At 51.2% G+C, this 15,007-nt stretch carries 13 protein-coding genes, 1 pseudogene and 1 other annotated feature; of the genes and pseudogenes, 11 read left to right on the top strand and 3 right to left on the bottom strand.

Annotated features, from left to right (window positions below; all coding sequences use genetic code 11):
- The 5 genes and pseudogenes from ACI6NM_RS08790 to ACI6NM_RS08770 all read left to right on the top strand — a co-directional run bounded on the left by ACI6NM_RS08790 (position 1) and on the right by ACI6NM_RS08770 (position 4,154).
- Complete coding sequence (locus tag ACI6NM_RS08790; RefSeq protein WP_262427133.1) at positions 1–699, top strand: HAD family hydrolase; 699 nt, start codon at positions 1–3, stop codon at positions 697–699.
- On the top strand, positions 692–1,567 hold the full coding sequence (locus ACI6NM_RS08785) for a fructoselysine 6-kinase (protein ID WP_262427134.1): 876 nt from the start codon (positions 692–694) through the stop codon (positions 1,565–1,567). Before ACI6NM_RS08790 ends, ACI6NM_RS08785 begins: the two co-directional genes overlap by 8 nt.
- A 118-nt stretch (positions 1,568–1,685) precedes the next feature.
- Positions 1,686–2,396: a GntR family transcriptional regulator gene (locus tag ACI6NM_RS08780; protein ID WP_262427135.1), complete on the top strand. Its 711-nt coding sequence runs from the start codon at positions 1,686–1,688 to the stop codon at positions 2,394–2,396.
- Positions 2,397–2,664: 268 nt separating this feature from the next.
- A pseudogene (locus ACI6NM_RS08775) lies at positions 2,665–2,904 on the top strand (transposase); the annotation flags it as partial.
- A gap of 800 nt (positions 2,905–3,704) precedes the next feature.
- On the top strand, positions 3,705–4,154 hold the full coding sequence (locus ACI6NM_RS08770) for a transposase (RefSeq protein WP_438501099.1): 450 nt from the start codon (positions 3,705–3,707) through the stop codon (positions 4,152–4,154).
- A 247-nt stretch (positions 4,155–4,401) separates the two neighbouring features.
- On the opposite strand, the gene ACI6NM_RS08765 is transcribed toward ACI6NM_RS08770, so the two are convergent.
- The 3 genes from ACI6NM_RS08765 to ACI6NM_RS08755 form a co-directional block, all read right to left on the bottom strand.
- Positions 4,402–4,923 (bottom strand): nitroreductase family protein, encoded by a 522-nt coding sequence (locus ACI6NM_RS08765; RefSeq protein WP_262427136.1) that lies wholly within the window; start codon positions 4,921–4,923, stop codon positions 4,402–4,404.
- Between the two features lie 123 nt (positions 4,924–5,046).
- Complete coding sequence (locus ACI6NM_RS08760) at positions 5,047–5,991, bottom strand: hypothetical protein (protein ID WP_337811316.1); 945 nt, start codon at positions 5,989–5,991, stop codon at positions 5,047–5,049.
- 99 nt (positions 5,992–6,090) lie between these two features.
- Entirely contained in the window at positions 6,091–7,971 is a 1,881-nt protein-coding gene (locus ACI6NM_RS08755; RefSeq protein ID WP_262427138.1) for a DUF885 domain-containing protein, read from the bottom strand.
- A gap of 204 nt (positions 7,972–8,175) precedes the next feature.
- Positions 8,176–8,433 (top strand) — a binding site (T-box leader).
- A gap of 39 nt (positions 8,434–8,472) precedes the next feature.
- Here ACI6NM_RS08755 and metG point away from each other — a divergent pair.
- From metG to ACI6NM_RS08725, 6 genes are read left to right on the top strand one after another with little or no spacing between them, the layout of a single operon-like run.
- Complete coding sequence (gene metG, locus ACI6NM_RS08750; RefSeq protein ID WP_262427139.1) at positions 8,473–10,449, top strand: methionine--tRNA ligase; 1,977 nt, start codon at positions 8,473–8,475, stop codon at positions 10,447–10,449.
- A complete protein-coding gene (locus ACI6NM_RS08745; protein WP_262427140.1) occupies positions 10,443–11,201 on the top strand; it encodes a conjugal transfer protein TraX in 759 nt (252 codons plus the stop codon). Before metG ends, ACI6NM_RS08745 begins: the two co-directional genes overlap by 7 nt.
- Entirely contained in the window at positions 11,185–11,955 is a 771-nt protein-coding gene (locus ACI6NM_RS08740; protein WP_262427141.1) for a TatD family hydrolase, read from the top strand. The genes ACI6NM_RS08745 and ACI6NM_RS08740 overlap by 17 nt, the downstream gene beginning before the upstream one ends.
- A gap of 18 nt (positions 11,956–11,973) precedes the next feature.
- A complete protein-coding gene (rsmA, locus tag ACI6NM_RS08735; RefSeq protein WP_262427142.1) occupies positions 11,974–12,840 on the top strand; it encodes a 16S rRNA (adenine(1518)-N(6)/adenine(1519)-N(6))-dimethyltransferase RsmA in 867 nt (288 codons plus the stop codon).
- 26 nt (positions 12,841–12,866) lie between these two features.
- Positions 12,867–13,556: an L-2-amino-thiazoline-4-carboxylic acid hydrolase gene (locus tag ACI6NM_RS08730; RefSeq protein ID WP_262427143.1), complete on the top strand. Its 690-nt coding sequence runs from the start codon at positions 12,867–12,869 to the stop codon at positions 13,554–13,556.
- Between the two features lie 7 nt (positions 13,557–13,563).
- Positions 13,564–14,877, top strand: a complete 1,314-nt coding sequence (locus tag ACI6NM_RS08725; RefSeq protein ID WP_262427144.1) for an MATE family efflux transporter — start codon at positions 13,564–13,566, stop codon at positions 14,875–14,877.
- Positions 14,878–15,007: the final 130 nt, after the last annotated feature.

Raw genomic sequence — 15,007 nt, 5'->3', positions numbered from 1 at the left:
ATGATAAAAGCTGTTTTATTTGATATGGATGGTCTGATGTTTGATACGGAACGTCTGACCTCTGATATCTGGATTTCAATCGGTCAAAAATATGGTTATCCTATTACCATGGAAATGATGAACCGAATGCGTGGTCTTCCTCTGCAGGGATATCTGAAAATTTTTTATGATGAACTGGGGGATGACTTTGATTATTGGAAATATAGAAAGATTCGTGAACAGGAAACGAACCTATATATCGATACGTACGGTGTTCCGGTCAAAAAAGGATTAAGAGAACTTCTGCAATGGTTAAAGGAAAATAACTATGCCGTTGTTCTTGCAACTTCCACACACCAGGATGCAGCCTGTAAACTATTACAAAAAGCAGATGTCTATCAATACTTTGATGCCTTTGTATTTGGTAATATGGTAGAAAAGGGAAAACCGAATGGAGAAATCTTTGAAACTGCTGCAAAGGCAGCCGGAATAAAGGTTGAGGAAGCGCTTGTTCTGGAAGACTCCTATGCAGGTGTGGAAGCCGGATGGCGAGCTGGGTGTCATGTAATCATGATTCCGGATATGCTACCTTGCCGTGATATAGAGCGCGAACGAATTGATGATTGTGCAGAATCATTATTAGAAATAATATCTTTTTTAAAAAATAACCGAGCAGAAGCACAATTATGCTCTGCGGGGGGGGAGAGAAAAAATGAGTAGACAAGCTAAAATTATTGCCATTGGAGATAACGTAGTTGACATGTATTTATCCCGGGGAAAAATGTACCCAGGCGGCCAGTGCCTGAACACCTGTGTATATTCTCAGATGAATGGTGGAAAAACTGCATATCTTGGAAAATTTGGAGATGATGCGGCTGCCATCCATAATTGCAAAGTTATTGACGAGATCGGTATTGACAACAGCCACTCCAGACATTATCACGGAGAGAACGGTGCAGCCCGGGTTACTCTGATCAATGGAGACCGCGTATTTTTAGGTTCCAACAAGGGAGGCGTTGCCAAAGAGCATCCTTTTGACTTTACGAAAGAGGATCTGGACTACATCAAAACCTTCGATCTTATTTATACCAATGGCAACAGCTATACACTGCAGGATCTCCCACTTCTGAAAGCAACCGGACTTCCAATTGCCTATGATTTTTCTGACAACTGGGATCAGGATACCCTTGCAGAGATTTGTCCTTATCTGCAGATAGCATTACTTTCCTGCTCTCATTTAAATGATGAAGAACGCACAGCTGCCATGAAAAAAGTAGCTTCTTATGGGGTTCGTCTTGTGATCGGAACTGTTGGTTCAAAGGGATCTTATGCTCTTTATGAAGATCATATTTCCTATGCCCAGGCACAGATGGCAGAAAATATCATGGATACCATGGGGGCGGGTGATTCCTATTTTTCAACCCTGCTCACTACACTTCTTCAGTATGATGGTTCTCTTTTTGCTGATGATAAGGAGGAAATGCAAAGACGCTTACAAATTGCCATGGAAAAAGGAGCGGCTTTTGCAGCAAAAGTCGTATGTATGGAGGGTGCATTTGGCTATTCGGCGCCAATTCCAAAGCAATAACTTTATATAAGATGAATTGTTCTGCTTTTTTTTCTGATGAGACTTGAAGAAAATCACCCACGGTGGTATTATAACAACATATGTAGTTATATAGAACAATATATACAAGAGGTAAAACATGAACAAAAACTCTATGATTCCACTGTATCAACAGCTGGCAGAGGAAATTAAAGAACAGATTGTATCTGGTAAGTTAATGCCCAGAGAGCGTATGTTGACTGAAAGTGAATTCAGTAAAGAATACGAACTTAGCCGTATTACCGTACGAAAAGCAATCGAATACCTTGTGGATGAAGGATATGTTGTCCGCAAACAGGGCATCGGTACCTTTGTTGCAGACAAAAAACTGCGCCGCGTGCTAAATAATCAGATCAACAGTTTTACCGAGATCAGTGAGCAAAGCGGTGGTATTGCCTCTGCGGATCTTGTTTCTGTGGAATGGATTACAGCGGACGGAAATGTAATAAAACGACTGGGTGTTGAAGACGGCTCACGAGTTCTAAAGATTGTTCGTGTACGTAATCATGATGGAGAACCCGTCATGATCGAGGAAAACTACTATCCGGAGACCATGTCTTTCCTTTTACAAGAAAATCTTTCCGGCTCTACCTATCGCGTTTTCCGTGATCGTGGAATTATCCCTAGTCATGCTACCAAAACCTTTGATATTTGTTATGCTACCAAAAATGAAGCAAAACTGCTCCATGTAAAGGAGCATCAGGCATTACTTCTGCAGAAAGATGTTGTATATGATCAGAATCAGGAACCTGTTCATTACACAAAAATGCTGATTAATTCCGAGCGCTACCAGACAACAGTATCTGTGTAAATGTTTCACCTATTTAAATAATCATGTGCATCAATAAGGGGCTGTCTCAAATCTAAAGAGGCAGTCCTTTTCTTTGTGTAAAATAACGAAAGGCCGACATCTTCAAAAATGTCGGCCTTCGGTATATAATTTAGGTGTGAAACAAAACAATATACCTCTAAATTATACCGAATATGGGACAGGTTATCAACTGTGTCTTCCAATTAATCAGGAAATCCAGATTCCTGCGGATGATCCGGTACGTTTACTTAGCGCAGTTGTTGAAAGGATGGATTTATCTGCGTTGTACTCTACTTATTCTGAAGAAGGTAGAAATCAGTATTCACCGTCGGTTCTTCTGAAAATCTGTATTCTGGGATATTCCAGAAAAGCAATCTCCTCCCGCGCCATCGAACAGGCCTGCCGGGAAAATATCAAATACATGTATCTTCTGAATGGTGAAAACCCGCCGGATCACAATACGATTGCCCGCTTCCGTTCAAAGCATCTTGCCGAATGTCAGGACCAGATTCTCGCGGAGATGACCAGGGTTCTTATGGACATGGGCGAGGTTTCCTTTGCGGAATCTGCAGTATTTATTGACGGTACAAAAATAGAATCCGTTGGAAACAAGTATAAATTCGTCTGGAAAAAATCCGCAGAAAAGAATCTGAACAGACTGCAGGATACTATGCGCAAAGAGCTCCCTGATATGCTGAAAAGTCTTGGCCTGAAACCGCGTGCAGGTGATGTGATCAAGGCAAAACATCTCAAAAAGGCAAGAAAACAGATATGTGCCTTGATGGAGAAGGAAGGGATCCAGAAGGTCAGCGGGACCGGAAAAAGGCAGTCTCTTCATCAGAAGACACTGAAAAAAATCGAAGACTGGATCGGACGCATTGAACGTTACACCAGCCAGATATATCTCTGCGGTGACCGTAGCAGCTACTGTAAAACGGACACAGAGGCAACTTTTATGCGTATGAAGGAAGATCATATGCTGAACGGACAGCTCAAACCCGGCTATAACGTGAACGTTGCAACTGTCAGTGAATATATTGTAGGCACATATGTATCTTCCGACAGAACCGATACAAAGACAACGATTCCTTTCATGGAAAAACTCATGAAGAGTTATACTGCCATAGAGCGCGTTGTATATGATTCCGGATATGAAAGTGAAGAGAATTACCGCTTCTTTGACGAACATCCTTCACTGGATCTTTATGTAAAGCCTGCGAATCATGAACAGAAAAAGAAGAAAAAGTATAGAACTGATATCAGCCGCAGAGAGAACATGGACTACAACGAAAAGGATGATACCTACACCTGTGCAGAAGGCAAAGTGCTTATAAAGACCGGTACCAGGAAATCAAAACATCAACCGGTTATGTCAGTGAAAAGACAATATATGAATGCTCTGCCTGCAAAGGCTGCCCAAGGAAAGCAGAATGTATCAGATCAAAAAGCAAAACTCCTCTGGAAGAACGAAGCAAGCGTATTGAAGTCGCAAAATATTTCAACGAAAAGCGTGACAGTATGGAATCCAAGATCATGACAGGGGAGGGAAAACAGCTGAGAATGAACAGGTCAATCCAGGCCGAAGGTGTGTTTGCGTATGTAAAGACTGATCTGTCATTCCGGAGATTTCTAACAAAGGGGATAAAGAAGGTCGGGGCAGAATGGACACTTCTTGCCATGGCATACAATATCCTCCGGATGCATCATAAAGGACAAAACGGACGGTTGGGAACACATCTGTACTCATTAGCGGCATAAATCAGTAATTGTAGTAACAAACAAGCAGATATAATCATGAAAAAGTAAAATGAACGCCAAATTTAAGGGGGATTTTTGCCCTCTTAGTTAAGTGCGCTCATTTTTTTGCTTTGGTCTAATTGTATAGAAAAACGCTGCCTCAATGATGTTTTGAGACAGCGCCCCCATAAAGATCCCCGCCGGGACCGCCGCAGAACAGGGAGGTTCAAATCCCTCTTTACAGCGTTTCCCGGCGGGGTTTTATGTGCTATTTTACATACACGACTTTCCCGGTGCGTTCCTTGGGCTCCACCGGTACGGATGGATCCGCATAGCCCAGGGCAGCTACGCCGTAGATCACATGGTCTGCGGGAACGCCGATCTCGTCTAACAGGGCGCGGACTGCCGGACGGTCGTTGATGTTCTGCATCTGGTTGATCCATACGGAGCCGACGCCGTAAGAGCGGGCAGCCAGGAAGATATTTTCCATGGCGCAGGCGTTGTCCTCTTTCCCCCATGGGCTTTCCTTTTCATTGGAGGGGATGATCACAGCGGCAGGACCGTACATGTCGTAGCCTTCCCGGCCCAGTTCAGTCCCGATGAGGCCGCAGAGACGATGGATGATCTCCTGGTTTGTGACCACGGTAAACTGCCAGGTCTGCTTTCCCATGCCGCTGGGAGCGTGGAGGGCGGCCTTTACAAGGTCCTCCAGGACCTCGGCGGGAATGGGGTCTGCGGTGAATTTCCGGATGCTTCTCCGGGTCAGGATGGCGTTCATTACTTCATTCATATTCATTTCTCCTTTACATGGAAACTGACAGGTCTGCGGGCTTCGCCCATACATTTTTGCTTCTTCCATTATAGCGCAGAATTGCGGTATAAGAAATCAGAAAATGAAAAAATGATCCGCGGCTTAAAGCTCCCAGGAAAATTCCCGGTACCGCTCGGGGCCTTCCAGGCGGTTGTCCCAGGAGGTGGCAAAACGGATAGTCACAGAGGTTATCCCACATTTTTTTAAATATTCCAGATTTTCATTATTTTCCGTAATTACATGGAAAAATTCCTGGCCGCGGGCTTCAAGGCTGTCGGCAAAGGCGGCCATGTCCTGGTCAAAGGGCGGAGCGTAGATGGGGAGTTCCAGGTAAAGAACGGAGGAATCTCTGGGGGATCCGAACCGCTTTAAGGTCACATTCTGTCCGCGGTAGCGTTCATCGGAAAAGAACTCCTGGTTGAATGCCTCCACCTGTTCCAGGACCGCTTTCTGGATCGCCAGCTCTTCTGGCTCCTGGGGAAGGGAAAAGGCAGAATCTGTAAGGAAGAAGCTGCCTTCCTGCTCCGAGGTTAGGATCCAGTCGGGGTCGCTGCTGGCGGTTATCTTTAAGGTATGGAGCTTATAGGCCCCGTAGGGAGTGCTTCGCAGTGCATCTGCCGCCTGGCGGTAGATGGCGGCTGCATCGGGGAGATCGTATTTGGACTTCTCATCTCCGGCCAGCTGGATATTTACAGATACGGTCCAGTTGTTATACAGCTTTTCCTTCCTCTGCTCATCCATCAGCAGAGGATCTTCAGAAAATTTCATAGAGGTATCGGTGATCTCATAATCGGTCTGTGTATCCGCCCAGGAAGCCAGGGAATCGGTAAAGATCTGGCAGAGCTCCTCATAAGAGGTATTGTCGATGACTGCCTGGATCTCCTTTAATTTTTTCTCATACTCTTCCTGGGAGTGGGACTGGGAATAGGCCAGGAGCTCCTCCATGTCCGGCATCGTATCGGCAGAAACCGGAGCGGACGATTTATGGGAGCAGGCAGAGAGAGGGAAAACAAAAAGTAAAATCAGAAAAAGGATGGATCTGCCCATAAAACACCTCCTTGAACAGAAATTATAAATTAGTGTCTGTAAATATTATAATATATAAAATATAGACAGTAAATATAATTCTGACAGGCCCGCAGCCTGTCAGACCTGTTCCTCCAGCCAGGCCATAAACCGGGGGCGGATCACAGAAAAGGGCACAGGCCCCAGATCCAGGAGGAGCTTGTGGAAGTCCAGGGGAGAAAAACGGCTTCCCAGGGCGGCCTCCGCCTGCTCTCTCATGTCCATGTATTCAATATATCCTCCGCAGTACTCCAGATAATTGGCGGGGTTATCGATCATCACCTGCCACAGCTCCCGGACCGTCTGGTCGTCGGCCTGGAAGCAGGAGCGGATGAATTCCCCGGCTCTGGCCTCGTCCCAGCCGTCGTAATTGATCCCGATATCCAGCAGGCCATGGACGCAGAGGGACAGGGAGCGCATATGGGCCCGGTATTCCCCGGCGGCCCTGGAAAGGCCGTTGTCAAAGGTACAGGCGATATTTTCCACATAGGTGGCCCAGCCCTCGTTGGCTCCGGAGCAGCTTAATAGAGTGGACAGCGGCGTTTTCGCGTGGGTCCGGCTGTATACGGTCTGGTAGAGATGGCCGGGGAAGCCCTCGTGGGCCAGGGTGGTGTAGAGGTCCTTCCGGCTGTCGGTGGAGCCGCCGTTGATGTAGATGACGTTCTGGTCCCTGTCGTCCACAGGAGCCGTCAGATAAAAGGCGGGGCTTAAGGAACCCTCCAGACAGGATGGCACCTGGCGGACCTCATAGCCGCATTGGGAAAGCTCCGGGAAAAGCCCCTTCATCTGTTCCTGGAGATCCAGAAGGATAGCCTGGGGATCGGTCAGGGAAAAGGAGGCGTTTTCCAGATCGGCAGCGGGAGTCTCCTGGAGGATCCGGCCCAGGGCCTCATAGTCCTTTTGGATCCTGGCTTTTAAGGCCTCCTTAAGCTCCGGGACCGTATAGGAGAGTCCGGGCCCGGTTTTTACCAGGTATTCATAATACTGCTTCCCGTCCTTGGCTCCGGCCAGGCCGCCGTCGTTGATCCCGCGTCCTTTAAGAGCGGTCATGCCCTGGATCATGGTCTCGTAGGCCGGGATGAAATGTCCTTGTATGGCGGACAGATGGCGGGAGTGGAGGTCCGCCTTCTGCTCTGCGGTCAGAGGGATCTCTTGTTCCAGGGCCGCCAGCCTGGCGGCAAAGGTTTCGGTGAGAAAGTTCTGGTCCGGATCGATCCGGTAGCTCTCACAGGATTCCAGGATCCGGTCGATGGAAGCGTCCGAGGGGCCCAGGCCCGCATCGGCCTTCTGGTTTTCAAACTCCAGGATCTGGGTGTAATAAGCATCGGTCTGGGATAAAAGGGCCAGGTAGTCCTCCACATCCTTTAAGGAGTGGAAGGAATATTCTGCCAGGAGAATGGGAAGCTGGGCCTGGACGCCGATGGTGGGAGCCAGGGGCTGCTCATAAAGCTCCAGTCCCCGGCCCATGAGGGAGGCCTGGAGGGTCTCTGAAAGGGCGTCGTACACCAGGGCCTGGTCTTCGGTGAGCAGGGAGCGGTCGAAAGCTGCCAGCCGGTCTGCCAGCTCCTGGACCGCCGCCCCGGACTGGATCATGTCCTCCAGGGTGCAGACGCCCAGCTTTGGTTCCCCGGGAGAGATCCCGAAGGCTTCAGGCCGGAGCAGCGTATAGTGGAGATCCAGGGTACCGGCCTGGGCCATCTCCTCCTGGAAGACCTGGGTGCAGAAGGCGTGGAAGGCAGCCTGGGCAGCGGCAATGTCCTCCTGGGACGGACACCCCGGAGCCCCGCCGGACTCCGAAGCCGCGCCGTTTCCCGGGGCGGTGCTGTTTTCAAAGGCCGCGCCGCTTTCTCCGGGCTGCCGGATCCTCTGACGGCCGCAGGAGGTGAGAAGAAGGGCCAGGGCCAGGAGCCCCCATAGAAGTATGTACGGATATTTTCGGGAAAAGCCATGTTCAGGCCGCATGACGATACCTCCTTGAAAAGCCGGGCCAGAGCCGGGGAGAGCGCCCGGAGACCGGCTGTATACCGCCAGTATATGACAGGGACAGAAGGGGTATGCGCCGGTTCTTTTTTCAAAGCCTTCGCAGATGCCCGCCGTTTTTGCCCGCAGGCGTTTTCCCAGTCTTGACAAAACCGCTGGAACAGGATAGACTAGGGGTATAATAGGGAAAAGGCTGTGAAGGGAAGAGTACGCAAAAAGGGAAGCTTTCAGAGACCCCGGATGGTGCGAGCGGGGAGCGGAGCTTTTGCAGAAGATGGTCCCGGAGCTGCGCGGCTGAAGGAGCTGCCGGTAAAAGGGCAGAGAGTTGAGGCCGCGACGGAAACGCCCGTTAGCGCGTCAGGCTGTTTAAGGCAGCCGGTGAGGGGGATCCTGTGAGGGATCTCTGAATTAAAGTGGTAACACGAGGGAGAACTCGTCTTTAAGAGAAGACGGGTCTTTTTTTGTCTTAAAGGAGGATTTTTTATGTGCAAGAATTGTAAGAAGCCGTATTATATTTCCACGGCCATTGCCTACACATCCGGAAAACCGCATATCGGAAATACGTATGAAATCGTGCTGGCAGACGCCATTGCGCGGTACAAAAGAGAACAGGGTTATGACGTATATTTCCAGACCGGAACCGACGAGCACGGCCAGAAGATCGAGTTAAAGGCCCAGGACGCCGGCGTGACGCCCAAGGAGTTTGTGGACAACGTGGCGGGAGAGATCAAAAATATCTGGGATCTGATGAACACATCCTATGATAAATTCATCCGCACCACTGACGAGTACCATGAAAAGCAGGTGCAGAAGATCTTTAAGAAGCTCTACGAAAAAGGCGATATCTATAAGGGCCATTATGAGGGCCTTTACTGTACTCCCTGCGAGTCCTTCTGGACCCCGTCCCAGGTGGTGGATGGAAAGTGTCCCGACTGCGGCCGTCCGGTACAGCCCGCAAAGGAGGAGGCTTACTTCTTCCGTATGAGCAAATATGCCCAGAAGCTCATCGACCATATCAACAGCCATCCGGAATTTATCCAGCCGGTATCCAGGAAAAATGAGATGATGAACAACTTCCTGCTGCCGGGCTTACAGGATCTCTGCGTATCCAGGACCTCCTTTAAGTGGGGGATCCCGGTGGATTTCGATCCGAAGCATGTGACCTATGTATGGCTGGACGCCCTGACCAACTATATCACAGGGATCGGCTATGACTGCGATGGGAACCATGATGAAAAATTCAATAAGTTCTGGCCGGCAGATCTCCATCTGATCGGTAAGGATATCATCCGGTTCCATACCATTTACTGGCCCATCTTCTTAATGGCCCTGGATCTGCCCCTTCCCAAGCAGGTATTCGGCCATCCGTGGCTCCTCCAGGGCGACGGAAAGATGAGCAAGTCCAAAGGAAACGTGCTGTACGCCGATACGCTGGTGGACTTCTTCGGCGTGGACGCAGTCCGTTACTTTGTACTCCATGAGATGCCCTTTGAGAACGACGGCGTGATCTCCTGGGAATTAATGGTGGAGCGGATGAACTCCGATCTGGCCAATATCCTGGGCAACCTGGTGAACCGTACCGTTTCCATGACCAATAAATATTTCGGCGGCGTTGTGGAGAACAAAAACGTCTGCGAGGACGTGGATGGTGACTTAAAGGCCGCTGTTTTAGAGGCTGTGAAGAAGGCAGACGAGAAGATGGAGAAGCTGCGCGTGGCCGATGCCATCACAGAGATCTTCAATATCTTCCGCCGCAGCAATAAATATATCGACGAGACCACTCCGTGGACTCTGGCAAAGGATGAGGAGAAGAAGGACCGTCTGGCTACGGTGCTTTACAACCTGACTGAGGCCATCACCATCGGCGCGTCTCTCCTGTCCTCCTTTATGCCGGAGACGTCTGAAAAGATCCTGGCCCAGTTCAATACAGAAAAGAGGACTCTGGAGGCCATGGACCAGTTCGGACTGTATCCCAATGGAAATAAGGTAACGGAGAAGCCGGAGATCCTGTTCGCCCGTATGGACGTGAAGGAGGTCCAGGAGAAGGTGGAAGCCATGAAGGCAGAAGAAGCCAAGGCCGCCGGAGAAGAAGAGAATGTTCAGGAGGAAAGCGTTGTGGATGTGGAGAAAAAGCCGGAGATCACCTACGATGACTTTGCAAAGCTCCAATTCCAGATCGGCCAGATCGTAAAATGCGAGGAAGTGCCCAAGTCCAAAAAGCTGCTCTGCTCCCAGGTGAAGATCGGCTCTGAGACAAGACAGATCGTCAGCGGCATCAAGGCCTGGTACAAGCCGGACCAGATGGTGGGGAAAAAGGTCATGGTCGTTACCAACTTAAAGCCGGCAAAGCTGGCGGGAATGCTTTCTGAGGGCATGATCCTGTGCGCCGAGGATGATGAGGGAAATCTGGCCCTGATGGTTCCGGAAAAGGACATCAAGCCCGGCTCTGAAGTATGCTAGTCCGGCAGAGGACGTATTCTGCATCAGACCTTAAGCTGATCGCCATGGGGACCATGGTCCTGGACCATCTGGCGTTCCATTTGATGGAACGCGGCGGCATGGACCTCCCTATGGCCTGGTATATAGTGGGAACAGCCATGCGCCTTGCGGGGCGGGTGGCTTTTCCTCTTTATGGTTTTTTTCTGGTCCAGGGCTTTTTCCACACAGGAGACTGGGGAAAGTATATGAAGCGCATGGTCCTTCTGGCCCTGGTTTCAGAGATCCCATTTAACCTTATATGCAGCGGAAGGCCGATGTATCCGGTGCAGAATACGCTGGTGACCCTTTCCATCAGCCTTCTGGCGTTAAAGGGGATCCGGGCCGTCCAGACCTGGGAACCGGAGGAAGGGGCCTTTGGAGGCCGTGCGGGGGCTGTGTGGCTTAAAACGGCGGCCATTGTCCTTACAGCAACTGCTTCCATGGCGGCGGCCGGACTTTTAAACTCCGATTACGGCCCACTGGGTGTGCTTTTTATCCTGACCCTGTATTTTTATAATGGAAATTTCCAGGCCCAGAGCCTGGCGGGAGGCGCGGTGCTGATCCTTCTGGAGGGAATCGTCTGGGGCGGCTTCGGATGCATTGCATTTTTCTTCATCAGCCGTTACAATGGAACCAGAGGAAGGCGGCTGGGATATCTGCCTTATGTGTTTTACCCGGCCCATCTGCTCATCATTTACTTCATAGGAGTGCTGATCTATGGAATACATTTTTGATACCCACGCCCATTACGACGATGAGGCGTTTGACGAGGACAGGGAGAGCCTGATCGGGAGCCTCAGGGAGAAAGGGATCGGGAACGTCTGCAACATCGGCGCCAGTATGGAGTCCTGCCGGACCACCCTGGCCCTGGCGGAAAAATATCCCTTTTTTTACGGGGCTCTGGGGGTCCATCCCAATGAGACAAAGGATCTGACCGAGGAAGACATGGACTGGCTCCGGAAGGCCTCCGGATCGGAAAAGATCGTGGCCATCGGAGAGATCGGCCTGGATTATTACTGGGACGAGCCGGACCGGGAGACCCAGAAAAAATGGTTTGTCCGCCAGCTCTCCATCGCAAAGGACACGGGGCTTCCTGTGGTGATCCACAGCCGGGACGCGGCAAAGGACACCATGGACATTATAAAAGCGGAGCACAAAGGGACCACCGGCGGCGTGATCCACTGCTTTTCCTACGGCGCGGACCAGGCCCGGGAATATCTGGACATGGGATATTTCTTAGGGATCGGCGGTGTCCTGACCTTTAAGAACGCCAAAAAGCTGAAGGAGGTGGCGGAATACGCGCCCATGGACCGGCTGGTCCTGGAGACCGACTGTCCCTATCTGACGCCCGTTCCCTACCGGGGAAAGAGAAATTCCTCCCTGTATCTTTCCTATGTGGCAGAGGCCCTGGCAGAGATTAAGGGCATGGAGAAGGACGAAGTGATCCGCGTCACCGCAGAGAATGCCAGACGGCTTTACAGGCTTTAAGAAAAGTGAGAATCGTATATGAAAGAATATCTGGGAAATCCCAAGAACACCATTGAGATCATACAGAAGTATGAATTTATGTTCCAGAAAAAATTCGGACAGAACTTTCTGATCGATACCCATGTGCTGGAAAAGATCATAAACGCCGCCGGAGTCACAAAGGACGACTGTGTGCTGGAGATCGGTCCCGGCATCGGCACCATGACCCAGTACCTGGCGGAAAACGCCAGGCAGGTGGTGGCCGTGGAGATCGACCGGAACCTGATCCCCATCCTGGGGGAGACTCTGGCGGCCTGGGACAACGTGACCATCATCAACGAGGATATTTTAAAGGTGGATATCCGGGAGCTGGCGGACCGGTATAACGGCGGCCGTCCCATTAAGGTGGTGGCAAATCTTCCGTATTACATCACCACGCCCATCATCATGGGGCTGTTTGAAAGCGGCGTGCCCATTGACAACATCACGGTCATGGTCCAGAAGGAGGTGGCCGACCGGATGAAGGAGGGGCCTGGCTCCAAGGATTACGGGGCCCTATCCCTGGCGGTCCAGTATTACGCCAGGCCGGAGATCGTGGCCAATGTGCCGCCCAACTGCTTTATTCCCAGGCCCAATGTGGGATCTGCGGTGATCCGGCTCACAAGGCATACGGATCCGCCGGTGACGGTCCGGGATGAGAAGCTGATGTTTAAGCTGATCCGGGCGTCCTTTAACCAGAGGAGAAAGACTTTGCAGAACGGATTAAATAATGCTCCGGAGCTGCCGTTTTCCAAGGAAAAGGTGGCTGCGGCCATTGCGCGCATGGGCCTTCCGGCGTCGGTCCGGGGCGAGGCGCTGACGCTTTCCCAGTTTGCAGAGCTTTCCGATATTTTAGGGGAATCGTAGACAAAGGTTCAGAAAGGGGAGTTTTTATGGGATTTAATGAGATGACACACGCGTTCCTGGCGGCCAGGTACTATATCCGTCTTACGGAGCAGTTCGGGGACCGGGGACGGGAGGCTTTTATCCATGGGATCCAGTATTATGGGAGCCAGAGGGGCCGCCGCATGGCCCAGAGAGCCATCCGGGACGGAAAGCCCCTGACCTACGAGAACTACTGCCGGTACGGCGAGTGGGTCAATACAGAGGAGATCAAGGCCATGGGAGCCGCAAACCGGGTGGAGATCGGCGGCTATGATCCCGATTATATCATGAATATTTATTCATGTCCGTGGTTTGCCCAGTTCCAGAAAATGGGAGCCGGTGAGGCGGGAAAAGCCTATTGTAGCGTCCTGGATGCGTCCATTTCCCGGGGCTTTAATCCGGACATCCGGTATGAGGTGCCCCAGACCCTCCACACCCACGACCACTGTGTCCAGATCGTCCGGAACGCCGGGCTCACTCCGGAAAAGAAGATCGAAAAATATATGCCCGGAGTAAGATCCTTCGAGTACCACTGCGCCCATACCTTCTGGTCCCTGAGAGAGGTCTCCGAAGGGATCTTCGGGGACGAGGGCGTAAAGGCCAGCGACGCAGTCTTAGAGGACTTTGCAAAAGAATACGGCCGGGAGATGGCGGATACCATTGCCGACTATAAGGATACAAATTTTAATATGGCATGAGGAGATTATGAAACAGAACCGTTTACTTGAAGATCCAGTCCGCAGTGTATTCCTAAGCTATCTTGTGCCGTCGGTCAGCGCCACCCTGGTAACGTCCATCTATATCCTGGCGGATACCATGATGATCGGCCGCGGCATCGGTTCTGTGGGAATTGCGGCTCTTAACATTCTGCTGCCCCTTTACAGCACCTTTTTCGGCTTTGGCATGATGTGCGGCATCGGCGGCAGCGTCCTGTTCGGCTTTTCCAGAGGAAAGGGAAATGAGCGGGAGGCCAGGGGGTATTTTACCACCGGCCTCCTGATGGCGCTGGTGTTTGCAGCCCTGTCCCTGACCCTCTGCAACGTGTTTTTTGACCCTCTTTTAAAGCTCCTGGGCGTTACCCCGGCTATGCATGACCACGCTGTGGCCTATGGGCGGGTGCTGGTGACCGTGTCGCCCATGTGTATCATGTCCTCATTTTTACAGGCTTTTGTAAGAAATGACGGAGCGCCGAAGTTAGCCATGGCCGGAGTCATCAGCGGCGGCGTCACCAATGTGATCCTGGATTATGTGTTTATCTTCATCATGAAATGGGGCATGGGCGGTGCCATGCTGGCCACGGCCACCGGCACGACCCTGACTGTCCTGATCTTAAGCAGCCACTTCCTTTCAAAGGAAAACCATTTAAAGCCCATCTGGAATGTGAGCCTTAAAAAGGTGCTGGAGATCTTTGGAAACGGCCTGGCAAGCTTTATCCTGGAGGTCTCCAACGGCTTTGTAACGCTCCTGTTCAACCGTCAGCTTTTAGCCTATGTGGGCGACCTGGGCGTGGTGGTCTATGGGATCATCAGCAACACGGCCCTGGTGGTGATCTCCATCTCCAACGGCATGGCTCAGGCGGTGCAGCCTCTCCTTTCGGCCAACTACGGAGCCGGAAAGAAAGACCGGGTCCGTCAGGGACTGGGGCTGGGGATCCGGGTGTCCCTAGCCGCTGGCCTTATTTTCACGGCATTGGGCTTTTTCTTCCCAACCCAGCTTGCCTACCTGTTCTTAGAGCCCACGGAGGAGATCCTTTCCATGGCAGTCACAGCCATCCGGCTGTATTTTCTGGCATTCTTAGTGAGTGAGTGGAACATCATGTGCAGCACCTATTTCCAGTCGGTGGTGCAGCCAAAGCGTTCCCTTGCCATTACTCTGTTAAGGGGAGTAGTCTTAAATACAGTGCTGGTGCTGGTGCTCCCGGCCATCCTGGGCGTCAACGGCATCTGGCTGGTGGTGACGGTCTCTGAGTTTATCACAGCGGCAGTGGCTTTCTTCTTTATCCGCAGAGAAACGCATTGACATGGAAAAGCCATATTGCTAAAATGAAAAAAGACCGGGAGATCCTGTCCTGGTCTGAAGAGACTGTGAACCAGAGCCGGACCTGCGGCGGGATTTCCGCCCGGAGCCGGCCGCAGAACGGAGGAATGAG

Origin of the sequence: Pilosibacter sp. YYHA0881 (assembly GCF_051602715.1) — a bacterium.
GTDB classification, from domain to species: domain Bacteria; phylum Bacillota; class Clostridia; order Lachnospirales; family Lachnospiraceae; genus Alitiscatomonas; species Alitiscatomonas aceti.
This window is presented reverse-complemented; position numbering and strand designations above follow the sequence as displayed.

Coding starts and splice junctions, on each gene's coding strand:
- ACI6NM_RS08790 (WP_262427133.1), top strand. CDS start 1: ATGATAAAAGCTGTTTTATTTGATATGGATGGTCTGATGTTTGATACG.
- ACI6NM_RS08785 (WP_262427134.1), top strand. CDS start 692: ATGAGTAGACAAGCTAAAATTATTGCCATTGGAGATAACGTAGTTGAC.
- ACI6NM_RS08780 (WP_262427135.1), top strand. CDS start 1,686: ATGAACAAAAACTCTATGATTCCACTGTATCAACAGCTGGCAGAGGAA.
- ACI6NM_RS08765 (WP_262427136.1), bottom strand. CDS start 4,923: ATGAATGAAGTAATGAACGCCATCCTGACCCGGAGAAGCATCCGGAAA.
- ACI6NM_RS08760 (WP_337811316.1), bottom strand. CDS start 5,991: ATGGGCAGATCCATCCTTTTTCTGATTTTACTTTTTGTTTTCCCTCTC.
- ACI6NM_RS08755 (WP_262427138.1), bottom strand. CDS start 7,971: ATGCGGCCTGAACATGGCTTTTCCCGAAAATATCCGTACATACTTCTA.
- metG (WP_262427139.1), top strand. CDS start 8,473: ATGTGCAAGAATTGTAAGAAGCCGTATTATATTTCCACGGCCATTGCC.
- ACI6NM_RS08745 (WP_262427140.1), top strand. CDS start 10,443: ATGCTAGTCCGGCAGAGGACGTATTCTGCATCAGACCTTAAGCTGATC.
- ACI6NM_RS08740 (WP_262427141.1), top strand. CDS start 11,185: ATGGAATACATTTTTGATACCCACGCCCATTACGACGATGAGGCGTTT.
- rsmA (WP_262427142.1), top strand. CDS start 11,974: ATGAAAGAATATCTGGGAAATCCCAAGAACACCATTGAGATCATACAG.
- ACI6NM_RS08730 (WP_262427143.1), top strand. CDS start 12,867: ATGGGATTTAATGAGATGACACACGCGTTCCTGGCGGCCAGGTACTAT.
- ACI6NM_RS08725 (WP_262427144.1), top strand. CDS start 13,564: ATGAAACAGAACCGTTTACTTGAAGATCCAGTCCGCAGTGTATTCCTA.